The 22,619-nt window shown below is 62.8% G+C and carries 17 protein-coding genes and 2 pseudogenes; 6 read left to right on the top strand and 13 right to left on the bottom strand.

Annotation, left to right across the window (positions count from 1 at the left end; all coding sequences use genetic code 11):
- Window positions 1–11: 11 nt before the first annotated feature.
- The 5 genes from G6N56_RS01420 to G6N56_RS01400 all read right to left on the bottom strand — a co-directional run bounded on the left by G6N56_RS01420 (window position 12) and on the right by G6N56_RS01400 (window position 4,656).
- The gene (locus tag G6N56_RS01420) at window positions 12–815 is read right to left on the bottom strand and encodes a glycosyltransferase family protein (protein ID WP_324616535.1); all 804 of its coding nucleotides are present in this window, start codon (window positions 813–815) and stop codon (window positions 12–14) included.
- A 45-nt stretch (window positions 816–860) separates the two neighbouring features.
- Complete coding sequence (locus G6N56_RS01415) at window positions 861–1,847, bottom strand: rhamnan synthesis F family protein (protein ID WP_085253686.1); 987 nt, start codon at window positions 1,845–1,847, stop codon at window positions 861–863.
- Between the two features lie 26 nt (window positions 1,848–1,873).
- A complete protein-coding gene (locus G6N56_RS01410; protein WP_158090657.1) occupies window positions 1,874–2,665 on the bottom strand; it encodes a methyltransferase domain-containing protein in 792 nt (263 codons plus the stop codon).
- Between the two features lie 648 nt (window positions 2,666–3,313).
- Complete coding sequence (locus G6N56_RS01405; RefSeq protein ID WP_085253684.1) at window positions 3,314–3,718, bottom strand: hypothetical protein; 405 nt, start codon at window positions 3,716–3,718, stop codon at window positions 3,314–3,316.
- Window positions 3,719–3,801: 83 nt separating this feature from the next.
- Complete coding sequence (locus tag G6N56_RS01400) at window positions 3,802–4,656, bottom strand: class I SAM-dependent methyltransferase (protein ID WP_232069186.1); 855 nt, start codon at window positions 4,654–4,656, stop codon at window positions 3,802–3,804.
- 773 nt (window positions 4,657–5,429) lie between these two features.
- On the opposite strand from G6N56_RS01400, the pseudogene G6N56_RS01395 reads away from it, so the two are divergent.
- From G6N56_RS01395 to G6N56_RS28690, 3 genes and pseudogenes are all read left to right on the top strand, one after another.
- Window positions 5,430–6,356, top strand: a pseudogene (locus tag G6N56_RS01395) (glycosyltransferase family 2 protein); the annotation flags it as partial.
- A gap of 198 nt (window positions 6,357–6,554) precedes the next feature.
- Window positions 6,555–8,222, top strand: coding sequence for a hypothetical protein (locus G6N56_RS01390; protein WP_232069185.1), 1,668 nt, complete (start codon window positions 6,555–6,557; stop codon window positions 8,220–8,222).
- Window positions 8,191–8,463 (top strand): hypothetical protein, encoded by a 273-nt coding sequence (locus tag G6N56_RS28690; RefSeq protein ID WP_232069184.1) that lies wholly within the window; start codon window positions 8,191–8,193, stop codon window positions 8,461–8,463. The genes G6N56_RS01390 and G6N56_RS28690 overlap by 32 nt, the downstream gene beginning before the upstream one ends.
- A 28-nt stretch (window positions 8,464–8,491) precedes the next feature.
- Here the strand turns inward: G6N56_RS28690 and G6N56_RS01385 are convergent, their stop codons facing one another.
- The 5 genes from G6N56_RS01385 to G6N56_RS01365 form a co-directional block, all read right to left on the bottom strand.
- On the bottom strand, window positions 8,492–10,117 hold the full coding sequence (locus G6N56_RS01385) for a hypothetical protein (RefSeq protein WP_211287369.1): 1,626 nt from the start codon (window positions 10,115–10,117) through the stop codon (window positions 8,492–8,494).
- A 197-nt stretch (window positions 10,118–10,314) separates the two neighbouring features.
- Window positions 10,315–11,793 carry a glycosyltransferase gene (locus tag G6N56_RS01380; protein WP_085253681.1) on the bottom strand — a complete coding sequence of 493 codons (1,479 nt, stop codon included), beginning with the start codon at window positions 11,791–11,793 and terminating at the stop codon, window positions 10,315–10,317.
- A gap of 29 nt (window positions 11,794–11,822) precedes the next feature.
- A complete protein-coding gene (locus tag G6N56_RS01375; protein ID WP_085253680.1) occupies window positions 11,823–12,842 on the bottom strand; it encodes an NAD-dependent epimerase/dehydratase family protein in 1,020 nt (339 codons plus the stop codon).
- The gene (locus G6N56_RS01370) at window positions 12,839–14,098 is read right to left on the bottom strand and encodes a nucleotide sugar dehydrogenase (RefSeq protein WP_085253679.1); all 1,260 of its coding nucleotides are present in this window, start codon (window positions 14,096–14,098) and stop codon (window positions 12,839–12,841) included. The genes G6N56_RS01375 and G6N56_RS01370 overlap by 4 nt, the downstream gene beginning before the upstream one ends.
- Before the next feature lie 175 nt (window positions 14,099–14,273).
- Entirely contained in the window at window positions 14,274–14,960 is a 687-nt protein-coding gene (locus G6N56_RS01365; protein ID WP_085253678.1) for a class I SAM-dependent methyltransferase, read from the bottom strand.
- 527 nt (window positions 14,961–15,487) lie between these two features.
- Here G6N56_RS01365 and G6N56_RS01360 point away from each other — a divergent pair.
- Window positions 15,488–15,982 (top strand): GtrA domain-containing protein, encoded by a 495-nt coding sequence (locus tag G6N56_RS01360; protein WP_085258169.1) that lies wholly within the window; start codon window positions 15,488–15,490, stop codon window positions 15,980–15,982.
- Window positions 15,983–15,991: 9 nt separating this feature from the next.
- Here G6N56_RS01360 and G6N56_RS01355 read toward each other — a convergent pair whose 3' ends face one another.
- Window positions 15,992–16,387, bottom strand: coding sequence for a hypothetical protein (locus G6N56_RS01355; RefSeq protein ID WP_085258168.1), 396 nt, complete (start codon window positions 16,385–16,387; stop codon window positions 15,992–15,994).
- Between the two features lie 201 nt (window positions 16,388–16,588).
- Between G6N56_RS01355 and G6N56_RS01350 the strand changes: the two are divergent.
- A pseudogene (locus G6N56_RS01350) lies at window positions 16,589–17,873 on the top strand (IS3 family transposase).
- 1,370 nt (window positions 17,874–19,243) lie between these two features.
- Window positions 19,244–20,230, top strand: coding sequence for a sulfotransferase family protein (locus tag G6N56_RS01345; protein WP_142280711.1), 987 nt, complete (start codon window positions 19,244–19,246; stop codon window positions 20,228–20,230).
- Here the strand turns inward: G6N56_RS01345 and lipL are convergent.
- Together lipL and meaB are read right to left on the bottom strand one after the other, a co-directional pair.
- Complete coding sequence (lipL, locus tag G6N56_RS01340) at window positions 20,227–21,513, bottom strand: esterase/beta-lactamase LipL (RefSeq protein ID WP_085256933.1); 1,287 nt, start codon at window positions 21,511–21,513, stop codon at window positions 20,227–20,229. The two genes, G6N56_RS01345 and lipL, sit on opposite strands and share 4 nt — an antisense overlap.
- A gap of 63 nt (window positions 21,514–21,576) precedes the next feature.
- A complete protein-coding gene (gene meaB, locus G6N56_RS01335; protein ID WP_085256934.1) occupies window positions 21,577–22,566 on the bottom strand; it encodes a methylmalonyl Co-A mutase-associated GTPase MeaB in 990 nt (329 codons plus the stop codon).
- Window positions 22,567–22,619: the final 53 nt, after the last annotated feature.

Raw genomic sequence — 22,619 nt, 5'->3', positions numbered from 1 at the left:
TGGCCTTTGTCTCAGCGGCGAGCGGGGTCGTCCTGCAGCCGGTGCGTGGTGTAGTCGCGCGGAACCTGCTTATGCCACCTGTCTTCGCGGCGCAGGACGCGCTCCATCGCCCACGTCGCGCGCCAACCGTGCAGCTTGATTAGGCCGCGCAGCATGGCGAGCCTGCCGCCCCACGCGTAGCGTGAGCTCCCGAACAGGGTGTTGGCGGTCTTGCCGCCAAAGTGGTTGATGTAGGCCATCTCCGTGATGTACACGCCGAATCCGGCCTTGCGGGCACGCAGGGCCAGGTCGAGGTCGAGCCCCCAGCCGTAGCGTCCGAAGGTCTGCAGGTCCATTCCGCCGACGGCGTCCCAGCATTCGCGCGACATCATCAGGGCCGTGCCCTCGACCGCGGCCACTGTCCGGTACAGGGGTCGAGGCAAGTAGTCTGCGGCGTCGGGCTTTTCGTCGGTGACCGCGCAGGCGAAACCCTCGTCGGTCAACGGGCCCACGATGCCGGCGTCGGCGGGCAGGCGGGGGTCGAGCAGGCCGGTGACGAAGCCCTTGGACAGGCGGGTGTCGTTGTTGAGCGTCATCGCGTGGGAGTGGCCCTCCGAGAACGCGGTCCGAAGCCCGAGCTCGCTTCCGCCCGCCCAGCCGAGGTTCTTGCCGGGTGTGGTGACACGCTCGTTGCCGATCCGCGGATAGTCGCCCCGGTTGTCGACGATCAGGTACTCGGCGCCCTCGCGCTCCAGATCACGGACGAGCGCGTGGGTGTATTCGTGCTGGCCGTACACCGGCACGGCGATCAATAACGACACGAGCCAACGGTACATTGGCCGTCCGGGCCCCGAATGCCATTCGGACAAGCCGGATCCAGGTCACTGGGTGTTTTCGGTGGCCGGCTTGGTCCATGACGATGGCCCGCAGCCGAGCCGGCCCACGTTCGATTCGATGAGTGCGTACGGGTAGTCGGTGTGCCGCTCGATGAAGTCCCGCAAGTGCGGCATGGAATCGTGCCAGGGCTCGTTGGAGCGCGGCAGGATCGTCTTGAGGAAGGGGAACCTCAGGTGCTCGATCAGGCCGTCCCAGAAGTAGAGCGTGTTGTTGGCCGGCGGCCCGGAGAACCTGCTCACCCACTGGTGCTCCGGCGATCGGCCGTATGCCGCCTGGATGGCGGCGGCGGAGACGAACGGCTTGATGGTCAGCCCCGCGCGACGGGCCCGTTCGGACAGGCCCAGTTCGTAGCGCTGGATCAGCTTGTACTTGTCAACGATGTATTGAAAGCGCCGCCAGAAGTCGTTGAGCATAGGCCGAGTGCGCGAATTCAGGTCCCACGCAAGGAAGAAGGACTGAAGGTGCGGCGCCTGCTCCAGGCTTTCGATCGCCCCGTACATGTCCGCACCGCGGAATGAGCTCCACATTTCCTCGATGGGAAAGAGCGGGCCGTACACGCTGTCGTTGGCAACGGCGAAGCGGTCGAACTGGTCAAGCGACCATCCGTGTTGTTGCAGGATGCACCAACCGAGGTGCCAGGAGCCGAAATCGAGCGAGAGCGTGTGGCGGGTATAAATGCCCGCACACAGCGGTCGGATGGGAGCCACCGACTCCGGGGTGAGGGTCGGTGAGCCGGAGACGAAAAGGATTGCCGCCCCGAGGCTGTGGAGCGCCTTCAGGTAGTAGACGACGTACGGGTCGACGATGCCCTGCGGATCGAAATGCGCGAACAGCACGAGAGTGCCAGCGCCGGCCGGTGGCCGGGGCGGAAGCTCCAGATGGGTTTCGGAGATGAAACGAAGGGCGTTGCGGCGCAGACGGTAGCGCAGTGCGGCCAGATGGGAGGGCTGCTGGCCGCGATGGATCCTCATTACTTCAGATGGCTTTCAACGGCCGCTTATCCGGTCCCGGGGCCGACGCTCGAGTTCTTTCTTGCCAGCGCGAAGAAGTCGGATGACGTAGGCGTGACGTTCAGCATGTCGAAACCCACGTAACTCAACGCATCTTTGATCAACTCGACGTCAAACACATGGTGATGGAGTGTTCGGTTCTCGACGTTTCGCAAGCTTCGTTCTCTGAAGTGCTCGAGGTCACCTGCAGGTGGATCTCTTTGCAGGTCATGCAGCGCCAATATCTCATCTAGGTGCGTGAGGTCGTCTTCGCCGATATCGTTGGTGAAGTCTTCCAACAAATGCGCGAACTTCGTCGTCGGGCGTCGATGGTCGAAGTTGCTGACCTTATTAGGCAGCACCAGCACCAGCCCACCGCCCGGCTTGATTACCCGCTTCCATTCCACCAACGCCTTGATGGGGTTCGCGACGTGCTCCAAGCAGTTCGATGACAAAAGAAAATCGTATTGCTCGGTTGCTATTTCTCTCAAGTCGGTCGCCTCCGAGATGTATTGGCGACCCGACTTGCCATCACAGTAGTGGAAATTCTGCCCAGCCGTGATGGTTCCCTCCCACACGGTATCGTTGGAGAAGTTGACCCCGTCGAGGTCTCGGATGTAGCGGTAGAGCGGCAACACCGTCTTGAAAAGCGCGCTCGGCCCACCGACTTCGATCCCGTATTGGTCTGCCACCACCGACCGATACTTGTGGCGATGAAACATCCGCAAGCGAACGTAATTGAATTGGTTGATAGCATCGGCGGCCGACTGCGCGAATAGATCCTTCATCTGCTGACGCATGACCTTCCTAGTCCGTCCAGGGTTCGAGCCGGGCCGCATTCCACGTGCAGCTTGGTGCGGGCACCGGCATGGCTATGGGATCGCGGGCTACTTTACGGACTTCACAGGTGCGACCGCCCCAGGCAGCCTGGTCGGGTCGCCCAGACTTAAGCTATTCCCGGCGCACAGCCTAATCTGCTGCGGGCGTTCGTTGAGAGTTTTCAAAGTTTCAGCTTTCTACCCAGGTTTCCGTGATTATGCTGGCGCGCGACGTAAGCGACGAAGCCCGCCACCGACCGAGGGGCAAGCCGACTGCATCCTGATCGCGGACGCAGAGTTCTCGCCGTCTAACCGCTGACAGTACCGGTGTACAACAACAGCAGAACGATCGACCGTTGCCTGCGAAGCATCTTCGCAGGAAGGCATCGCCTTCGAAATCCTGGTGGTGGATGATGATTCATCGATGTTTTGGAAGCGCCGCCAGAAGTCGTTGAGCACGGGCCCAGGTACGTGAATTCAGGTCCCAGGCAAGGAAGTAGGACTGGAGGTGAGGCGCCTGCCCCAGGCTTTCGGTCGGCCCGTACATGTCCACACCGCGAAATGAGCTCCACATTTCCTCGATGGGAGCTCGCGCTCAATTTCGACTCCTGGCAACTCGGCTGGTGCGTCCTACGTCAACGCGGATGGTCGCTTGACCAGTTCGACCGCTTCGTCGTCGCCAACGACAGCGTGTATGGCCCGCTCATTCGTATGGCGCGTATAGATGCCCGCGCACAACGGTCGGTTGCGAGCCACCGAATTCGGGGTGAGGGTCGGCGAGCCGGAGACGAAAGGGATTGCCGCCCCGGGGGCTGTGGACGCCTTCAGGTAGTAGACGATGTGCGGGTCGACGGTGCCCTGCGGATCAAAAATGTGCGAACACGCGAGAGTGCCGGCGCCGGCGGGCGGCTGCGGCGGAATCTCTTGGTGGGTTTCGCAGATGAAACGAAGGACGTTGCCGCGCAACCGATAGCGCAGGGCGGCCAGGTAAAGCGCACGTTGATGCTTGTTGGGAAGTATGGTCGTCAGACCCACGGTAGCCTCATCAGGCCAGACTTCGGCTTACTGCCACGTACACATACCCTCGAGGCATTTTCAGGCGCCGCGGACCATACTACTTACCGCGCCGGAACCGGGGGGACTCCAAGATATGGTCGACGGCATGCCTTGCCTCGTCTATCGCGAAACGATGCCGGCAACAAGAGTTGCATTCGTCTCTGCAGAGTCAATGGAAGGGGGTTTTCGATAATCAGTACGCTCGCGCCGGCGATCTCCTGGACCCCGCAATTGAGCTGGTCACCGTGTCCGATCACCCAGTCGGTCAACGCCTCACGTAGCACCTGTGCCGCGTCGGCATTCCATGCGCCATAGAATTTCTGCTCGGACAGACATACCGGTATCAGACCGTCGTTAGCTACGGCTTCCCAGACGGCGGCCGCTACCCCCGGGGTATGCAGGGCGCGGAAGTCGTCCATTACGACCACGCCAGTGTCTTTCAACAACGTACGAGTGTTGGCGATATCCATGCGAACGATGCCATACAGATGGCTGCCGTCGATATGCGCAAAACGCAGAGAGCCAGGGGCGATTCTTCCGACGATATGCTCGGACAATTCAGCGATGACAACGGGCGGCCGATCCACCCATCGCGAGTAAATTTCTTCAAACTTTTCTCGATTGAGCCCCGAGTACGACTCATCATTTTCCGCGACATTGGTGTCTTCGCCCGCGGCCTCATCGAAGACGTCGCAGACGATCACCTGCTCGTCGGGCCGCGCGCGGCACCCAAGCACGATGGCGCTCTTGCCGTAAAGCGCTCCGATCTCGAGCAAATCACCCCCAACACCGTTATCGATCTGCATTGTCAGAACCGCGTCGAACAACAAAAAATCTACATCCCAGAAAGCACCGATTACTTGGCCACGCTGGCGCCAGTACTTTCGAAGGGGCTGAGAAACAATCGGATTCCTCATCGTCACAGCACTAACCCGACCGGAATGGCGCCAGCACGCTGGGCATCTTCTGGTTGGTGCCGGATTTGGGTGTGCTGTGATGATGACTGGGTGGGACCACCTCGGCGACGCACCGCCACGAGAGTCGGTCGGTCAGTCCGACGTCTGCCCACATTGATCCGGATCGACCGGAAGTGTGCCGCCCGGACATTGCGATCGCTCACGTGTGACTGCCCCCCACTTCTAACTCGGCTGCATCGGAGCGCTTCCGGCGATGAGCCTAGACGTCAACTAGCTCCGTCAAGGCATTTTGGTGAAGTCCGCCCCTGTGAGCCTCTGGCCCGAGCCCTGACAACAGCTTCGATTCTGCTGGCCCACTACCATCCGCCTGGGCAGCCAATCACGTTGGACGGAAAGAACACGAGGACCGAATCCCGAAAACGCGGGGGTGCGCAATCCCTCCGATGGTTAGGCTAACGGCGAGAAGGTGGGCGCTGACCGTGCCACGGCAACTGCGTAGGCGTAGGGAGGGCACAGCGGGACATGCTGGTAGCAACTCCTGCGCGAGCCGCGATCAATGTTGCGCCCAGCGAAGAGCTATGCGCCACCAGTGATCGCACCGACGACACCCGTGGTGCACTCTTCAGTTTCACCTCGGCTGATACCTTGTGTCCCGCTATCCCTTCCAGAGACCTCTCGCGCCGACGACGTCTGTGGGAAGTCATGCCACCCATGACACACGGAGGTTCGCAAGATGGTCCTTCGGCGTGGGCAATGAGACCCCTCGTGTGCCGATGAGCCGACCGCTTGCCGATTCCAGGAGCGCCCCGACCGTCACGGTGTGCGTCCCGATGTACAACAACGGCGCCACGATCGAGCGTTGCCTGCGCAGCATCCTCGAGCAGGACGGCGTCGACTTCGAGATCGTGGTGGTGGACGACGACTCGTCCGACGACAGCACCGCGATCGCCGCAACCATGCTCAGACCGGGCGACCGATTGCTTCACAACATGCCCCGCCTCGGCCTCAACGGAAACCACAACAGGTGCTTGGAACTCGCGCGTGGAGACTACATCCAGTTCGTCCACGGCGACGACTGGTTACTTCCTGGCGCTTTGAAGACGCTCGCGGGGTGCTTCGTTGATCCAACCGTCGGGCTGGCTTTCGCGCCCCGACGTGTCGACAGCAACGACCCTGAATGGGCACACCGATTCGGTACGCTCCATCGGCACTTCCGGAAACTTCACGAATACAATCACGGATCCTCCCTGGTCACGGAGATGGTCATCCGCGGCAGAGGATTCGACAACTGGGTCGGTGAACCAACCTGCGTCATGTTTCGGTGCCGGCTCGCGGTGGATGCGGGCGGCTTCCGCACCGATGTCTATCAGCTGGTCGACTTGGACCTGTGGTTGCGCTTGATGCTTCGATCGGCGGTGCGTTTCATCCCACAGGAATTGTCGGTGCGCAGCCACTCGGCGGCGTCGGCCACCAGACAGATCGTGTCGACTCGGCGATGGTGGCTTGACCAGCTACGCATTCTCACGTGGATGGTGGTGGATCCGACGGCGCCGGCCATCACTCGCATCGCGGCGGGGCTCTGGTGGCTTCCCACCTGGCTGCAGCTAGGCCAGGAGGTGTGCGTCCACGGCCCAGATCGGTGGGCACGGGCGAAAACCCTGCTTCTGGCGCCCTTCCGTGAGTTCGCCCGCGCCCTCCGGTTTCGTGACGGCACGGCAGCGCAGCTTCTGCGTCAACAAGACGCCACACTCCCCCGTCGACACTGTTTCGCTGGTCGGGGCCGCACGCTCCGTGGAAATACCTGATCCGCGCGGCGACATCGCAGAGGTGACGCAGGAACTCGTCTCCAAAAGTGTCGTAACGAGGGCGCCTCGCTACAGCATTGCTAGCTTATGAGCATGGTGGCCTCGCGATTAGGTGCCCTCCGGAATTGGCTCTCCAAGTCGACGTTTGGCACGGCGCGGTGGCAGCGAACCACTGCCGCGGTCGCGTCCGCGCTGATATTTGCTGCCTTAGCTCCAACCGATGCAGCAGTCGGGCTCGACCCTTCCTGGGAGGCGGCGACAGCCCTCGCCCAGAATCACCATCTGGCCTGGGGAACCGAGATTGTGTTCACATCGGGTCCGCTTGGGTTCCTCGCCAACTCCACCTACTACTACTTCGGCCAGGCGGTAGCCGCCTGCATTTACCAGGTGGTCGTGCTGTCGGCGCTATTTCTGGGCATTGCGGCAGCGCTGCGCCAGCGCGTCGCCACGACGATGTCGCTGGTGGGCGCCTTTGTGGTTACCGGGATCACAAGCCTGCTCTTGGTACCGATGTATCCCGACCTCGCAGTGCTTGCGGCGTTAATTTGGGCGAGTGTCCTGCTGTTCCAGGGCGACGACGCTGAGCGGTCCTCCGCGTTCGCAATGTGTTGCACCCTCGGAGCAGCGGCGGGGTTTCAGTTCTTGGTCAAGATCAACAGCGGCCCAACGATCTTGTTGATCGCGCTTGCCACGTCGGTGTTGCTGAACTGGCGGGCGATCGGGCGTCACCTTGGCACAGTTGTCGCCTTCGGGATCTCGATTGTTGCCTGCTGGACATTAACCGATCAGCCTCTGAACAACTTGCCCACCTGGCTGCGACGGAGCGGCGCGCTCGCGTCGGGGTATGTCGATGCGATGGCCGTTCCCCTCTCCATATACGCAGCTCCCGCCGTTGTCTTGACAGTCGTATGGGTCATCATTCTCTGCGTGACGTTCCTGCGAGACGGCTCCGAAATCTCCCGACGCTTCGTACTTCTCGCCGGCCTTGCCACTCTCATAAGCGCGAAAACCGCATACGGGCGTTTCGATTACGGTCACGTCTACATCTTGCTCAGCTTGATTATCGTCACCGTGGCCATCGCCCCACGGTGGTCGGCACGTCAACAAATGATCGCAATCGCCGTGGTAACGGCCTTCGCCGTTTTCCTTGGCGGGATACCCTTTGTCACGGACCGCGGCTCGGCGGCAGCGCTGGCACCGATGCGTGCGGTAACGCGCCTGCTCACGCTAGCCACACCGGGCCAGACTCAACGACAAATCGAACAGGCTCAGGCGCGCCAACGCGCAAATTACGCTGTCCCGGCACAATTCATCCAAAGCATGGGATCAGGCACTGTCCACATCGACCCGATCGACACCTCGGTAGCGTGGTCCTACAGCATCGGATGGCACCCTGTCCCCGTCTTCCAAACGTACGCAGCTTTCACTCCGGCGCTCGATACGCTGAACAGCGAGTCACTCACCAACGGGCCGCAATTCGTCCTTTCCCGCGTTTCACCGGTAACCCCGGCCAGGGGAATCGACGGGCGGCTCGCGATACAAGAATCCCCTTCCTACGACCGGACCCTGCTGTGCGACTATGCCCTCGACGGTGTGGAGGACCGGTGGGCTCTATTCGCTCGCTCGGCGCCCCGCTGCGGACCTTTGACGGCCCTATCCGAGGTCACTGTTCGTGACCACGACGTCATCACAGTCCCTGCCCCCCCGGAAACCGGACGAGGCGGTGCTGGTGGGAATCGACTTGCATCAAACGGTGTTTGACCGGCTCTTCCAAGGAAAAATTGCTCCGCTGATGGCCTTTTCGCTCAAGTTGGACGGCGCCGACTACCGCCTCGTCGCGGCCAATGCAGCCGTGCCATTCCTGGTGAACACGCCGAAATCGGTCAATGGAACGAACCTCCAGATTGCCGCGCGCACCATCGGAATCGGTCGCAATCCATCCTGGTTGGGACCCGGTGTGTCTGCGCGGCTTCGGTTCTACACGATGGCCGTGCGGCCCTAGCTGGCGAGGCGCGGCGAAACGGTCCCGATCATGACGTTGGTGGCGAATCGAGGCGACCGACTGCGGTCTTGAGCAGGCTCCCTCGTGTTCCCGCCGCAAAGAACAGGCTCAGCCCTAGCCCCAATAATGCCGGTCCGAGCGAGAATAGGCCGTTGACCGCAGCGGAGGTGGCGCCGTCGAACTTGCCCTTCAACAACATTCGGCTTCGTGCCGCACGATTATCGGCATCGGCGGGTCGGAGTGCATGAGGCAAGATCGCCCTCACATCGGAATCTCCGAGCAGTGCGGCGAGCCGCTGCGGATCCGGGTAGGCGAGGTCAAACTTGCCGTTTCCTCCGCCTCTGCCCCTGAGGTGGTCCGCGTCCTTCGTGGCGAGATAGGCCCGCACGTTGACCAATTCCTGGCCCGCCGACCTACTCCATTCCATAGCGCCGAGCAGCGAAGCGTAGTAGCCCAGAAAGCTGACGGCGGCCACAACGGTGAACACCCACATGACGGTGCCAGCTCGCGCGAGCCTGCCGAACCGCGTCATGTCGCTTTCCCGGACGAACTCGAGCACTGCAACGAGTGCTAGCGGGTAAAGGAGCAGGATGATATCCATGTATCGGACCGCGACCACGGCTCCGCGACCGTAGGCGACAAGCGCAAGCTGGATGGCGATCCAAGCAACAATTCCGATGAAGACCCACGCGCGGTCACCAATGGCCGGCCGCCTCGTCAGCGTGTACCGGCAATACCAGAGGGCTGGGATCAACGCGACGATGATGGAGAAGGTCAGCAGCAGCAAGCCCTCGATGAAGGTCACCGGAGTGGAGTTTGGCTTGGCGGTCGCCAAATCGAGAATCGCGACCGCGGCAAATGCCAAGACGACGACGATGGCGGCATATTCGCGGACGCGCCGCTCTCGGGCGCCCGCAATAACCTGGACGCCAAGGAGCATTCCGCCGCCTAGCAGTGTTGCGACGCCTGTTCCGAAAGAGAAGTAACTCAGGACGGCGGCGGTCAATCCGCCAAACCAGCGCAGCGAAAATGGGTGCGCTCGGGCAAACGCCGCCAAGGCGGCGACGCCAAACAACAGCGTGAAGTACACCGGTGACTGGAATCCCCAGAGCGTATTTTCGTAGCCGATCGGAACCGCGAACAGGAGTGCAGTGAAGCAGGCCAGGAGCATACGGAGTCGTGGCGCAACGAGTGGCATGAGCAACGCCGCGAGATAAGTGATCAGGGCGGTATGCACGCCGGCGCCGAGGATCATCTCCAGGCGCGGGTTCCACTCCCCGCCCAACTCCAGGTGCATCAGTGTAAGGAGCCGGCTGCAGAGTATACGGTGCTGGTTGTGCGGCGCGACGAGATCGGCGAGAGAGAGCTCGCCCTTGAGGTAGGGCGCGTAAAGATTCGCGGCCTCGCCGTCCCATTGATCCTTCAAGGGCATCGACGATCCCAGCGCCGAAATGACGACAAGCTTGGCACCGAAGACGGTGCAGGCGACTGCCGCGAGAACGGCGAACATGCCCTGTCGTCGCGGTGGCGTGTCGGGCGATGATTCCGGCGGCACTGCTGCGATCCGGTCGCGACTGCCGTCCGAGGATGTCGGTGGTTGCGGTTTCCGGCGCGCGGCCGCGCCGCGCCATGTCAGTTCAACGTGTTCAGGCATTGCGGTTGTGTCCATCACGTGGGGTCTACTGAGAGCGCACCTGGGCTTTTGAGGCTATGAACGCCGGGATGCTGGAGTCGAGCTGTGCTGCTACAGCTCACAGCCACGGACTATCGCCGCACTTATGGTTTTCCCGTGTCACGTATCAGGCTTGGACATCATCGCCTCCCCCCTAAAGGCCCCCGTTTGAAGTTTCGTTAAGTACGTCGGCTTAGCCGCAGATCGGCGCGACGGCGGTACCGGAGCAACTGGGCCATCCCGAAGGCCACCAATGCACCCCCCGACCAACGCAGCAGGGGCCCCTTCATGACGAGGCCATACCAATGCAAATATGCCGGGAGCCAGCCCACCAAATCGAACCTGCTCTCACCCGCGGTTCGGTCATCCCAGCTGCTTGCAACTTCATCGACCTTGTATCCCTGCAGATGGGCCTTGGTCGTAAGCTCGAGTCCCACTTCGAACCCGCGGACGCTCTGGACGGGGACCTCTTCCAGAAATCGACGACGGTAAGCGCGGAAGTTAGTGGTGGCGTCATGAGTCGGCACTCGGCCGACATAGTGCAGGGTGAGCCCGGCAGTTCGCGACATCAACGCTTTGAGTCGAGGTCCGCCACGCTGAGTGCCACCAGGCATGTAACGCGACCCACTAACCACATCCGCGCCTTCACCGCGAATCTTGGCAGCCATCAACGGTATTACCGACGGCGGGTCGGATAGGTCAGCCATGGTGGTGACGACCACGTCACCGCGCGCTGCTGCGAACCCGGCGATCAACGCGTTGGCGACGCCCTTTCCCAGCGAATTGCGAACCAAACGCACCGTCGGAGGCTTGTCGGGCATGGAATCCAGCGCGGGCAACGTAGTGTCTTCGTCGAAGTCGTAACACACCAGCAGTTCGTGGGGAGTGTCCGCCAATGCGTCGGCGAGCCCCCTGACACAGAGTTGGATGTTCTCGCCCTCGTTGTAGACCGGGATGACCACGCTCACCAACCGCCGATCAGGCGTGTCCGATGAAAGTCCGGGCTTGCGGGCACGAATCACGAACTGCTTCCCGAAGAATGGCCACGCCCTCGGGGAATGTAGATACAGCCGGGCCAAGATCGGCGACTGCGGTAGCGGCGAGGACGACGTGTAAGGCAAGAAGCGGTCGCAACTGTCCACGATCTCGAAGTCACAGGACGCGAGCAACTCGATGAGCGACCGATCGCTGACCCTAACGGTATGGTCCCGTCGATGGCCGTCGATGAAGCGAACGTTCGGGCCCATCGCGATCAAGTAGCCACCTGATTTGAGCACTCGGCGGGCCGCGGCGACGGTGCGCTCGACTTCTTCGTTGCTTTGCAGGTGCTCCAGCAAGTTGCTGATGAAGACGACGTCTACGGAATCGTCATCCAGAAAACCGAGATCGTCCGCACGCCGGTGATGAAAATCGATCCCCGGCTCGAGCGCGCTCTCGCTGTCCGGATCGAGGTCGACTCCGATTCGCCGCGCGGCGCTCACCTGATTCAGAAATTCGCCGGAGCCGCAACCGAGATGGACGACCGTGTCGCTGCGCCTGATCCACGCCTGGAAGAAATCGTGAACTAGGACGGCCCAGATGGCCGAGCGCGATTCCCGGGCATAGCCGAAGCGATTCCGGTCGGGCTGCTGCAGGTCGGGCTCACCCGCGATGCGCATGGCGCCCCCGCGACGGCAGCCAGGGCACGTCAGATGGTTCCGGCTTCGACGGCGTTGACAATCCACGGGATGACCTCGTCCAGCATGGACTCGAGTGTGGTTGTCGCCTCGAAGCCGAGAACCTCGGACGCCTTCTGCACATCCGGGGAACGTAATTGGACGTCATGTTCGAACGGTGGGTCACTCTCGTACCGAAACTCCGCGTCCGGGCGCATCTTCTTCCAGATGACTTCGGCCAACTGCAGCACCGTCGTCGCCTCGGGAGTGGAGAGATTGAAGTCGCCGTTGAGCGCGGCCGGATGCTCCATGCAGATGCGGATGCCGCGGGCCAGGTCGCCACCGTAGGTGTAATGCCGCACCTGGGTTCCATCCCCCAGGATGTGCAGCGGGTCCTGGCCCTTCGCCACCTTCTGGACCAAGTCGGGCACCACGTGGCTCATGGCGAGTTTTACGTTGCCGCTGGGTATCTCGCGCCCCCCGAGCGCCCGCTGCTCACCCGTGCCCACGCAGTTGAACGGCCGAATGATCGTGTAAGGCAGACCATACTGCTCGTACGCACCGTGCGCGAAATATTCGCACGCCAGCTTCTGGAAGCCGTAAGTGCTTGTCGGAGGCGGGCATTCAGTGATGTGCTTCTCGGGCGTCGGAAAAACCGACGCATTCTCGAAGACCATCGAAGAGCTGATCACATTGATTTTCTTGAGCCAACCCTTGCGGTAAGCGTAGATAGCGGCGTCGAAGTGGGCCGCCGCGATGCGCTCATTCTCGGCCAGAAGATCGTAAGCATATTCGTGGAAATACGTGATGCCACCGATGCGTGCCGCACTGGCGATCATCTGATCGCAGCCCTCGACGAGCCGGAACATCAAATCCACGTCTTTGACGTCGCCCTCGACGAAGTGGTAGTTCGGGTGGTCGTCGTAGCTCTTCTTGACCTTGCCGTATTTGGAGTAGTTGTCGATGCCGACGACCTCGTGCCCGGCACGAAGCAACTCCTCGACGACGTAGCCGTTGATGAACCCGGCGCTGCCAGTGACGAGAACCTTCACTGGGCCGCTGCTTTCGTACCGAGCGCCGCCAGCGGGGCATCTTGGACCGGACCCTCGTCAAGCTGCCCGATGTCAAGGCACCCCCAGACATCCTCAACTATCTTGCCCGCGGGGATTTGAAGGCCCCGGTAGATCGAGTGCGGCACGCCAACGACGACAGCGTCGGCATGCGCCAAGACAGCGTCCAAGGGGTAATAGTCGGGACCGTCCAGGAACGGGTCGTGCAGCATCACCTTCTTGGCTTCGAGCAAGAGCAGATGCCGAACTTTGAAGCTGAGTGAGTCTCGCGTGTCATCACAATCGGCCTTGAAGGTCATGCCCAGGATGCCGACAGTCTTGTCTCGCAGATCGATTCGGCGTTTGAGCATGTTGACGATGAATTGAGGCTGGCCCTCGTTGATGAGCATCGCCGCGTGTCCAAGCATGAAGTTGTTGTTACTGAAGGCCGCCAGCTGCATCGTGTCCTTGAGCAGGCAAGGCCCTGCCGCCAATCCGGCTCTGGGCATGCTGTCGACGCGACCGTTCTTGTAGGTGGCCGCATGATGGACGCGGTTGAAGTCCAGCCCGGCCTCTCGGCTGAGTAGGTAGAACTGGTTGGCGACTGCAAATTGGATGTAGCGGTAGGCATTGCAGAACAGTTTGGCGAGTTCGGCCTCCTGAGGCTCCACCTCGATGATCTCACTCGCGATCCGCGAGAACAGCTCGCGAACGATTCGGCGGCCCTCGGCATCGAACCCGCTGATGATTTGCGGGATGATCCTCAGCTCGCGAATGGAGTGTCCTTGGGCGATGCGCTCGGGGCAGAAAGTGACGTGGACCCCGATGCCGCGCTCCTGGAACATGTCGTGGACTCGCTGAGTCAGCCCCGGATAGACGGTGCTTCTGAGGACCAGCGTCTGCCCGTCGCGGAAGTAGGGGCTGATCTCGTCGATGATGCGGAAGAAGGTGTGCGCCTGCGGCGTCAGGTATTCGTCAACAGGCGTCCCCACGACGCAGATCACAATGTCCGAATTCCGCACCGCCCATGAATCGGTGGTGGCAGTGATGCGTCCCGTGGGCAGCAGACGCTTGAGGAGATCGCCTGCCCCTTCCTCTACAAATGGCATGCGGCCCGCCATGATTGACTTAAGGGCCGCGGCGTTCGTATCCAGGATGTCTACGCTGAAGCCTTCATCCGCGAGGACTAGCGCAAGTGGTAGCCCCACGTGCCCTGCGCCGCCGATAATGCAGATTCGCTTATCCGATTGTGTGGCCATGCGAACCGTCGCCTCCCCCAGTTTTGACTCTGCCTCGCCCGGTGTCTTGGCGTGACAACACTGTCCCTTGCATTCACGGGTTGCTGTGTGTAGGAGCGTACGAGATCCGCGCGGCAATACGCAGCGTTTCCGGTAAAACCTCGAAGAACCGCCGGGAACGGTGCAGCAGGCCTCGTCAGTCGACCGGAGTCGCGACCAAGAGCATTTGTTTGCCCAGGAGGAACTGAAAAGGCCTAAACCCTAGGTACAACTTCACGAGGAACGCCCACTGCGGAAGCCGGCTTTTCGTCGTGTACGGCAGGAACCTGGCGCGGCACTCCAGGACCCGGAAGCCTGCAACTTCGAGCGCCTCGGTCATCCCCCGCTCGCTGAGCGGCAGCGTGTGGTCGAAGAAATCCCAGAAGGCACCACCTACCAGCCGCACGTTCGGCTGCATGATGATGATGCGGCCGCCGGGCCGGAGCACGGTACGGACGTTCGCTAACACCTTGAGCAGGGCATCAGGGTTGGGGAGGTGCTCGAACACATTGCTCGCGAACGCCAGATCCACTGTCCCCGGCTCTACGACTTCGGACAGCTGTTCGAGCGGTGACCGCACGACCTCGACGCCAGGCGCGGCGAAGCGTGCAGTGTCCGGGTTCAAGTCCACCGCGATGCGCCGCCGGGCATTGATGTGGTTGGAGAAGTCGCAATAACCAGCGCCGAGATCGACCACGCAGCCGTCCTGGGGCACGTATCGCGAGAAGAAAGTCTCGCAGATGACGCGCCACAGCCGTGTTTTTGAAGCGCGTTCATCCTCCTGGAACCGCACTGCATACAGGCGATCCAGCTCGTCATTCAGCTCGCGGTGCGGCTCCGCCATCCCGTCCTCTTATCGGTAGCGGGACGGTCTTCCGAGCGTCCCTTCCTCACTTGAAGCTACAAACGCTACGACCCTTTTCCGCGGGTCGTGCATGCGGCGGCCGTCTTGGGCGGCCGCAACAATGCGTCCATCGTCCGACGTAACCCCTCCGTCTCCGGTGCGTTTCCAGCCGCCTGCGATGACGATCGACCATCTGCTGCGTGGGTCGATGGCATGCCACCGACCACTGTGCCGATGTCGCCCTCTGTCGTCGCGTTGGCCACGCCCCGCGTCGGTTCGTCCCCGCCGTCCACAGCGTATAACTGGGGGCCCGTTCAAACGGTCACTTTGACGTCTTGAGGGACCAAGCCAGTGCGACTTCACCGACCGTGACGACGGCGCGGTGAGGCCGACCATCCGCGCGAAACCGCCCGCCATGATCAGCGGCGTAGCCGCCAGGAGGTCGCTTGGGCAAGCAGCGTCTGAACAGTTATGAGAAATCACTGGTTTGCGCCCCGGGCGTCAGACCAACGAGTAAGTTGCGGCTCATGGCCCTGTTGTCTTCGGACCTCATCAGGTACATCAGTGCTGAGGAAAGTCGCAAGAAGTTGCGCTACGCCGGCGTGTCGGCGGTCTTCGTCCCAATCGGCCAAGGACTCGTGCAGATCCTGGGACTGTGGCTGAACAATTACACGACCGCCTCGATTTTGGCCGCGGCCCTCGTAACGGTTCCGAACTTCTTCGCCAACAAGCACTTCGTCTGGCGGCTGACGTCCAGCGGGAACTTGCGCAGCCAGGTTCTGGTGTTCTGGGTGGCCGTCATGCTCGGCGTCCTTCTGGCCACACTGTTCACCAACATCGTCGAGAGCACGATGGCTGGTGAATCAAGCGTCGCGCGTGCGGTCGCCGTGTTTGTAGCTCAGATCCTTGGCTTGGGAATTGTCTGGGTCGGCCGGTTCTTGATGCTCGATAAATGGCTCTTCAAGCTGGCGGGCGAATCACCCGAAAGAGCCAATGTGGTCGTCGGCGAGATTCCCGTTTGACGGGACCGCCTATCGGCGCAGCTCCACCCACCGTCCGTCGTCGTAGATACGTTGACGACAGACCGGCCCGCCCCGCTTCACGCACTGGTGTAGACCTGTCAAGTCCGGCCTGTACCGATAGGGTGCGGGGGCGAAGTCGATAAGCATTCCCCCGACACCGAATGCTAACCACAACACCGCGGTCTTGACCCATTTACGGGCGCCGATAACCGCGACGAGCAGCACAATGATGACCGCGACCGGAATGACAAAGTATCGCCCAAATGTTCCGGCTTCAGGCATTGGTCCGAACACCCCGGCTGGCACCGCCAGCAGGAGAAAATGCAGCAACCACAACATGACGGCGGTGCGTCCTAGCGCCGCGACGGTAATGATGACAGCACCGACACACCATGTGAATGCCATCCACAACAGCGGGACCCGTCACGGCGACTCGAACACGGGGGTGTCGCCGAACAGCCAGTTGCCACCGACGCGCCTGACTCACATCTAGGGCAACGACAACAAATTTCCACCCGACTTCCGTCTATCGGAAGCCAACACGGAGACGCCTGGTGAGCCGTCCCGGCGTTTCCGGAGACTCCCGATCTTGGGAGGATCTGGGTTATGGGACGTGTCAGCAAGTACCCCGACGAGCTTCGTGAACGTGCGGTGCGCATGGTCGCTGAGGTGCGCCCGCAGTACCCGTCGCAGTGGGCGGCGATCACGGCGGTCACGGGCATGTTGGGGATCGGCACACCGGAGACGTTGCGGACCTGGATCCGCCGCTCGGAGGTCGATACCGGCCAGCGGCCGGGTGTGACCTCCGCGATGGCCGAGGAGAACAAGGCGCTGCGCAAGGAGATTGCCGAGCTGCGCCGGGCCAACGAGATCTTGAAAGCAGCGGCGATTTTCTTCGGGGCCGAGCTCGACCGGCCCGGGAGACGGTGATCCGGTTCATCGCCGAACACAAGGACCACCAGGTGGCCGGCCCCAACGGCGGGGCCGGGCTGCGCTGGGGTGTCGAGCCCATGTGTGCGGTGCTGTCTGAGCATGGCGTGCCGATCAGCCCGTCGACCTACTACGAGTGGATCAACAAGACCCCGACACGACGGCAGATCCATGACGCCGAGCTGGTCGAGATCATCACCGCGGCGCGGGAAGACAAGAAAAAGGGCAAGTTCGTCCAGACGCTGGGGTCACGCAAGTTGTGGATCTGGCTACGCAGCCAGGGTCACGATGTCGCCCGGTGCACGGTGGAGCGGATCATGCGCGAGAACGGTTGGGAGGGCGCGCGGTACGGATCAAGCACAAGACCACCATCGCCGACGACACTCATCGGCGATACCCGGATCTGGTGGACCGCCGCTTTTATGCCGCGGCGCCAAATCGGTTGTGGGTGGCCGACTTTACGTATGTGTCGACCTGGATGGGATTCGTCTACGTCGCATTCGTCATCGACGCCTACAGCCGCCGGATCCTAGGCTGGCGGGCCGCCAGATCCATGACCACCGATCTGGTCCTCGACGCTATCGAGCATGCGTTCTTCACTCGCGCCCAGGACGGCACCACCAGTCTGCACGGGCTGATTGCGCACAGCGACGCGGGCAGTCAATACACCTCGGTGGCCTTCACCCAGCGGCTCATCGATGAGGGCGTGGATCCCTCCGTCGGCTCGGTTGGCGATGCGCTGGACAATGCGCTGGCCGAGACCACCGTCGGCTCGTTCAAGAACGAACTTATCCGCCGGCAAGGCCCGTGGCGCGACGTCAACCAGGTCGAGCTGGCGACCGCTGAATGGGTGGTCTGGTTCAACACCGAACGCCCCCACGAGTACCTCGACGACTTCACTCCCGAGGCCGTCGAGACGCTCTACTACGATCACAAACGCACCCCACCAAAGGCAGGGTGATTCAACGAATGCAGTCTCCGGACTCACCGGGACGGCTCATGGATCAAACCGATGACAACAGCCGCCCCCACCAGGGCGAGGCTGTGGGCTGAACATGTCCTCAACATCGCCAGCCGAACCACGGCGCAAAGAAAGCATCAGGAGGCCGCTCAAGCCAAACGCCGTCAATGCGACCAGCTCGACCACTTTCCCACTTCTGCTCTCTGGGTCGTTCGACAGCACGAGGAGAAGGAGGGTCACCCCCCGCGATCCAAATCAGATTGGTGATGTTGCCGAGCACTTCCCCCATAGGCAACATCAGACACAACAGCGCGAACAGCGTAACGCGAAGCACGCGCCTGGAATGAGCCACTGAAGTCGTCCCGAAAGGGCCGGGGTCAACATCAGGAGATGAAGCACAATCGCGACTACCGCATACGGCACAGTCGAGGCGGTGACCGGAGCGGGTGATAGCAGAGCCGCGATAAGCCGGGGAATGAACTGCAGATAGCCGGCGTAAGGTTTGACAAAAGCTGAGAGGCCGTAGTTGTGCGCCTGGGCCAGAAACAGTTGCCCATCCTCGGCGAAAAGCGCCGGCTTCCAAAGGCGTAAGCCGTCACGCGCAACCAGCAAACAGGCTCGGAAACTGCGATAGCGATTGCCCAAGCGGCTCTGCGCCTCAGCAGTGCCTGCAGCAATTCCATCTCCCCCCATGCACGGCGGACTGGGCCCTCTCGCGCACATCTACTAACACGGGCCGCAATGTAGCCCCGATTAGACAGCGCTGTTCTGGTTCTCGAACGCCGACTTGTTTCGAAATTGACGGTTCTCGAAATGAGGGTTGTGGAGGGCTTCGCACTCAGCCTTCCGGACGTTCTAAAGACTTGGGATGGGAAGGTCAGCGGCACCGACAACAGCCGTTGCCCCGCGAGCGCGGACTGAGCCCCCAACCGAGAGGCTCACCACTCGCTAGGCCCGACGTACCAGGCGCCTCCGCGAAACGGTCAGCGAACGAACGCCATGGTCCTCACTAATTGAACATCAACGCGCTGAACGGATTTGGATTGCAACACTTGCGCCGCCGGACCGACCAAGCGGCGACCGGCCACAACGGCGGCAGTTCGAGAGGCGCCCGACACAGCTGTCGCGCCTGCGCTCCCACGCCCGACCCACGGAAGTCCTTAGGGCGACGCGCACCCAACTATCGTTAGCGATGCTATAGACTTAGGCCATACTTCCAACAAGCAAATCACGGAAGGTCCTATGCTTCAACTACTTTCGCAACGCCTGCGCCGGTCGGCTTCCGCCGACAATCCGTCGAACCAGCTAACAGGACGGCACGCTGCTGCGCTCGATGCGGGAGTGGACGCGCGGGCCTGTCCGTGACAGTCATGGCCACGGACACCGATAGCGGCCGGCCGTTGTGCCTGTTCGTGATCGGCATGAGCCGATCGGGAACGTCGGCGCTCGCGCGCGTTCTGTCACTGTGCGGGGGTGCGCTCCCGAACGCACTGTTCGGGCCCAGCGAAAGCAATCCGCGCGGCCACTGGGAGCCGCAGGCGGCGCTGCAGATCAACGACACCATCCTGCACCGCCAGGGCAGCAGCTATCACGACCCCACCCTGCAACTCCAGGAGGACGGCGCGTTCGACGCCGACACCAAGGCCGCCTGCATCGCCGAAATCGCGGCCTTTCTCGCCACCCTGCCCCCGGCGCCGTTCGTGATCATCAAGGAGCCGCGGATCACGGCGCTGTCCGCGCTGTGGTTCCAAGCTGCACGGTTGGCCGGCCACGGCGTCGCCTCCGTGGTCGCCGTGCGCCACCCGCAGGAGGTCATCGCATCGCTGGCCACACGCGACCGATGTTCTCCGGAACTCGCGAGCGCGTTGTGGCTCAAATACAACCTGCTGGCCGAACGGCACACGCGCGGCGTGCCCCGCGTGTTCGTGGAGTATGCCAACCTGCTGCGCAACTGGCGGCTGGAGACGGACCGGGTCTCCCGGGCTCTTGCCATCAATCTGCGCGCCCGCGACGACCTGGCGATCGACAGGTTCCTGGACCGGGATTTGCGCCACCAGAACCATCGCGGACCGGCCAGCGAACCATTCGGCACCAACTGGATCTCCGCCGTCGACGAGATGCTGCGCGCCGCCGCCCGCGACGAGCCGTGGAACCAGTGCGCGCTCGATGGAATTTACGAGGCTTACCGCGCGAGCGAGCGCACCTTCCGAACGGCGTTGGACGATTACCGCGACCGCTTCACGGGCACCGACTGGCGGCTTTCCGTCCCGAAAATGATTCGCGCCGCTCTCCCCCGACCTTTCCGGCGTTCCGACCCGGCAACGGACCGTTTCGCGGCGCCGAGTTCGCGCTTCTAGCCCGCGACCGCTCCCGCCTCGGAGTAGGGCGCACCGAACTCCGTCACGGACCGGAAACCGTCCTTCTTGGCCTTGACAGCGGCCTGCCTGAGCAGCGCGCTGATCCCGATGAACCCGGCGTGGTCGGTCAGCACGAACGGCGACAGCAGCCGGTTGTGCACGAACGAGAACGCCAGGCCCGTCGAGGGATCGGCCCAGCCAAGCGAGCCACCCAGGCCCACGTGCCCGAAGCCCGGCATCACGTTGAGGAACGGAACGCTGTGGTAGCCCAGGTTGAAACTCATGGGAATCACCAGGTTGCGGTCTGGCCGCATATCCCGCTGGCCCGTCAGGCGCGCGACCAGGTCGCTCGACAGGAACCGGGTGCCGTCGATCTCGCCGTGGTTGGCGATCGCCCCGTACATCCGCGCCAGCGCGCGGGCCGTCACCACCCCGTTGGCCGCCGGAATCTCCGCGTCCAGCAGCGGGGTGTCGCCCTGGACGGCACCCAGGACGCCCTTGAAGTACATCGAGCGGAACGCGCCGGAGACCTGGTTCGCCGCCTTCTGCGTGACGAAGTTGACCACCGCGTTGCTGCCGATGCTCTGCGGCATGATGATCTCGGCCACCCGGGTGGGCGCCCCGGCGGGAGGGCGGCCCAGGTGGAAGCCGTCGGTGCCCAGCGGCTCGGCCAGTTCCTCGCGGAACAGCGTGCGCATGCCCTTGCCGGTGACGGAGCGGGCCAGCCCGGACATCAGCCAGCCGTAGGTCAACGCGTGATAAGCCGATTTGCCGAACAGCCGCCCGGGGGCCGCGGCGGCTAGCCGCTCCTCCATCCCGAAGTGGTCCAGCAACTGGTCCATGGTGGCGCCGCGCAGCCCCGACAGGCCCGCCTGGTGCCGCATGACCTGCCGGACCGTCATCTCGGCCTTGCCGTTGGCCCCGAACTCCGGCCAGTACTGGGCGACCGGGGCGTCGTAGTCGATCAGGCCCCGATCGGCGAGCCGGTGGATGACCGTGGAGGCCATGCCCTTGGTCGCGGAGAACACCATGGGGGCGGTGTCGGCCGACCACGGCACCCGTCCTGCCCGATCCGACCAACCCGTCCACACATCGACCACGGGCTGACCGTCGAGATACACCGCGAGCGCCCCGCCGCCGAACCGCCGGCCGGGAAACATGCTGGAAAAGGCGCGAATGACGCAACCGAAATGTGAGTCCGCCGCGCCGGACACACGATGGCCTGCGTCAGGACCATCGTGAATGTGGACCGCGCGTCGATCGACTCCTGTGTCCATCGTCACGCTCTCCAATTTACTTGGAGTTCACAGTGTCGGCGGGCAAACATAGATTAATTAACCATTCCGTTAGCCCCCCGCGGCCTTGAGTATTTGCTGGGCGGCGAGGGCGGGGGTCAGCTCCCCCGCCCTCACCTGACGCTCGACGTCGGCGCGGATCTTGCGGACGTCGGGATTGGACAACACCCTGTCCAGCACCGTGTCCCGCACCATCTGCCAGGTCCAGTCGACCTGCTGGGCCCGCCGGCGCGCCTCGAACTCGCCGGCCTCGGTGAGCACTTGGCGATGGCGCTCGACGGTATCCCACAGTTCGTCAAGACCGGTGCCCTCCATCGCACTCATGGTGAGAACCGGTGGCCGCCAGAGTGTTTCGCGTGGGTGTATCAGCCTGATCGCCGCGGACAGCTCCCGCGCCGCCGACCGCGCCTCGGCGAGGTGCTCCCCGTCGGCCTTGTTGACCACCACGATGTCGGCCAGCTCCAGCGCACCCTTCTTGATGCCCTGCAGCTGGTCGCCGCTGCGCGCCAGCGTCAACAGCACGAAGGTGTCGACCATATTGGCCACCGCCACCTCGGACTGGCCCACCCCGACCGTCTCGACCAGAATCACGTCAAACCCGGCCGCCTCCAGCAGGACGATCGTTTCCCGCGTGGCCTTTGCCACCCCGCCCAGGGTGCCCGACGTCGGGGACGGCCGAACGTAGGCATCGGGGTGCACCGCCAGCCGCGCCATCCGGGTCTTGTCGCCCAGGATCGACCCGCCGGTGCGTGTCGACGACGGGTCGACGGCCAACACCGCCACCCGGTGGCCGCGCTCGATCAAGTGCATGCCGAGCGCCTCGATCGTGGTGGACTTGCCCACCCCGGGAATGCCGGTGATGCCCACCCGGTGGGCGTCGCCGGCGTCGGGCGTCAGCGCGAGCAGCAGTTCCTGCGCCTTCTCGTGGTGGTCGGGGCGCGTCGACTCCAGCAGCGTGATCGCTCGCGGCAGCACCGCGCGGTCACCGCCGCGCACGGCTGCCGCCATCTCCTCGACCGTGTCGGCCCTCTGGGAGTTCACGAGCGTGAAGCCACGGTGAGGAAAGGCACGGAATCTCGCCCTGGCTTCACGCT

It is taken from the genome of Mycobacterium saskatchewanense, assembly GCF_010729105.1.
GTDB lineage: Bacteria > Actinomycetota > Actinomycetes > Mycobacteriales > Mycobacteriaceae > Mycobacterium > Mycobacterium saskatchewanense.
Note: the sequence above shows the minus strand (reverse complement) of the source record. Positions and strands in the feature narration are given on the sequence as shown.

Coding starts and splice junctions, on each gene's coding strand:
- G6N56_RS01415 (WP_085253686.1), bottom strand. CDS start 1,847: ATGAGGATCCATCGCGGCCAGCAGCCCTCCCATCTGGCCGCACTGCGC.
- G6N56_RS01400 (WP_232069186.1), bottom strand. CDS start 4,656: ATGAGGAATCCGATTGTTTCTCAGCCCCTTCGAAAGTACTGGCGCCAG.
- G6N56_RS01390 (WP_232069185.1), top strand. CDS start 6,555: ATGGTGGCCTCGCGATTAGGTGCCCTCCGGAATTGGCTCTCCAAGTCG.
- G6N56_RS01420 (WP_324616535.1), bottom strand. CDS start 815: ATGTACCGTTGGCTCGTGTCGTTATTGATCGCCGTGCCGGTGTACGGC.
- G6N56_RS01360 (WP_085258169.1), top strand. CDS start 15,488: ATGGCCCTGTTGTCTTCGGACCTCATCAGGTACATCAGTGCTGAGGAA.
- G6N56_RS01370 (WP_085253679.1), bottom strand. CDS start 14,098: ATGGCCACACAATCGGATAAGCGAATCTGCATTATCGGCGGCGCAGGG.
- G6N56_RS01365 (WP_085253678.1), bottom strand. CDS start 14,960: ATGGCGGAGCCGCACCGCGAGCTGAATGACGAGCTGGATCGCCTGTAT.
- G6N56_RS01355 (WP_085258168.1), bottom strand. CDS start 16,387: ATGGCATTCACATGGTGTGTCGGTGCTGTCATCATTACCGTCGCGGCG.
- G6N56_RS01380 (WP_085253681.1), bottom strand. CDS start 11,793: ATGCGCATCGCGGGTGAGCCCGACCTGCAGCAGCCCGACCGGAATCGC.
- G6N56_RS01345 (WP_142280711.1), top strand. CDS start 19,244: ATGGCCACGGACACCGATAGCGGCCGGCCGTTGTGCCTGTTCGTGATC.
- G6N56_RS01410 (WP_158090657.1), bottom strand. CDS start 2,665: ATGCGTCAGCAGATGAAGGATCTATTCGCGCAGTCGGCCGCCGATGCT.
- G6N56_RS01385 (WP_211287369.1), bottom strand. CDS start 10,117: ATGCCTGAACACGTTGAACTGACATGGCGCGGCGCGGCCGCGCGCCGG.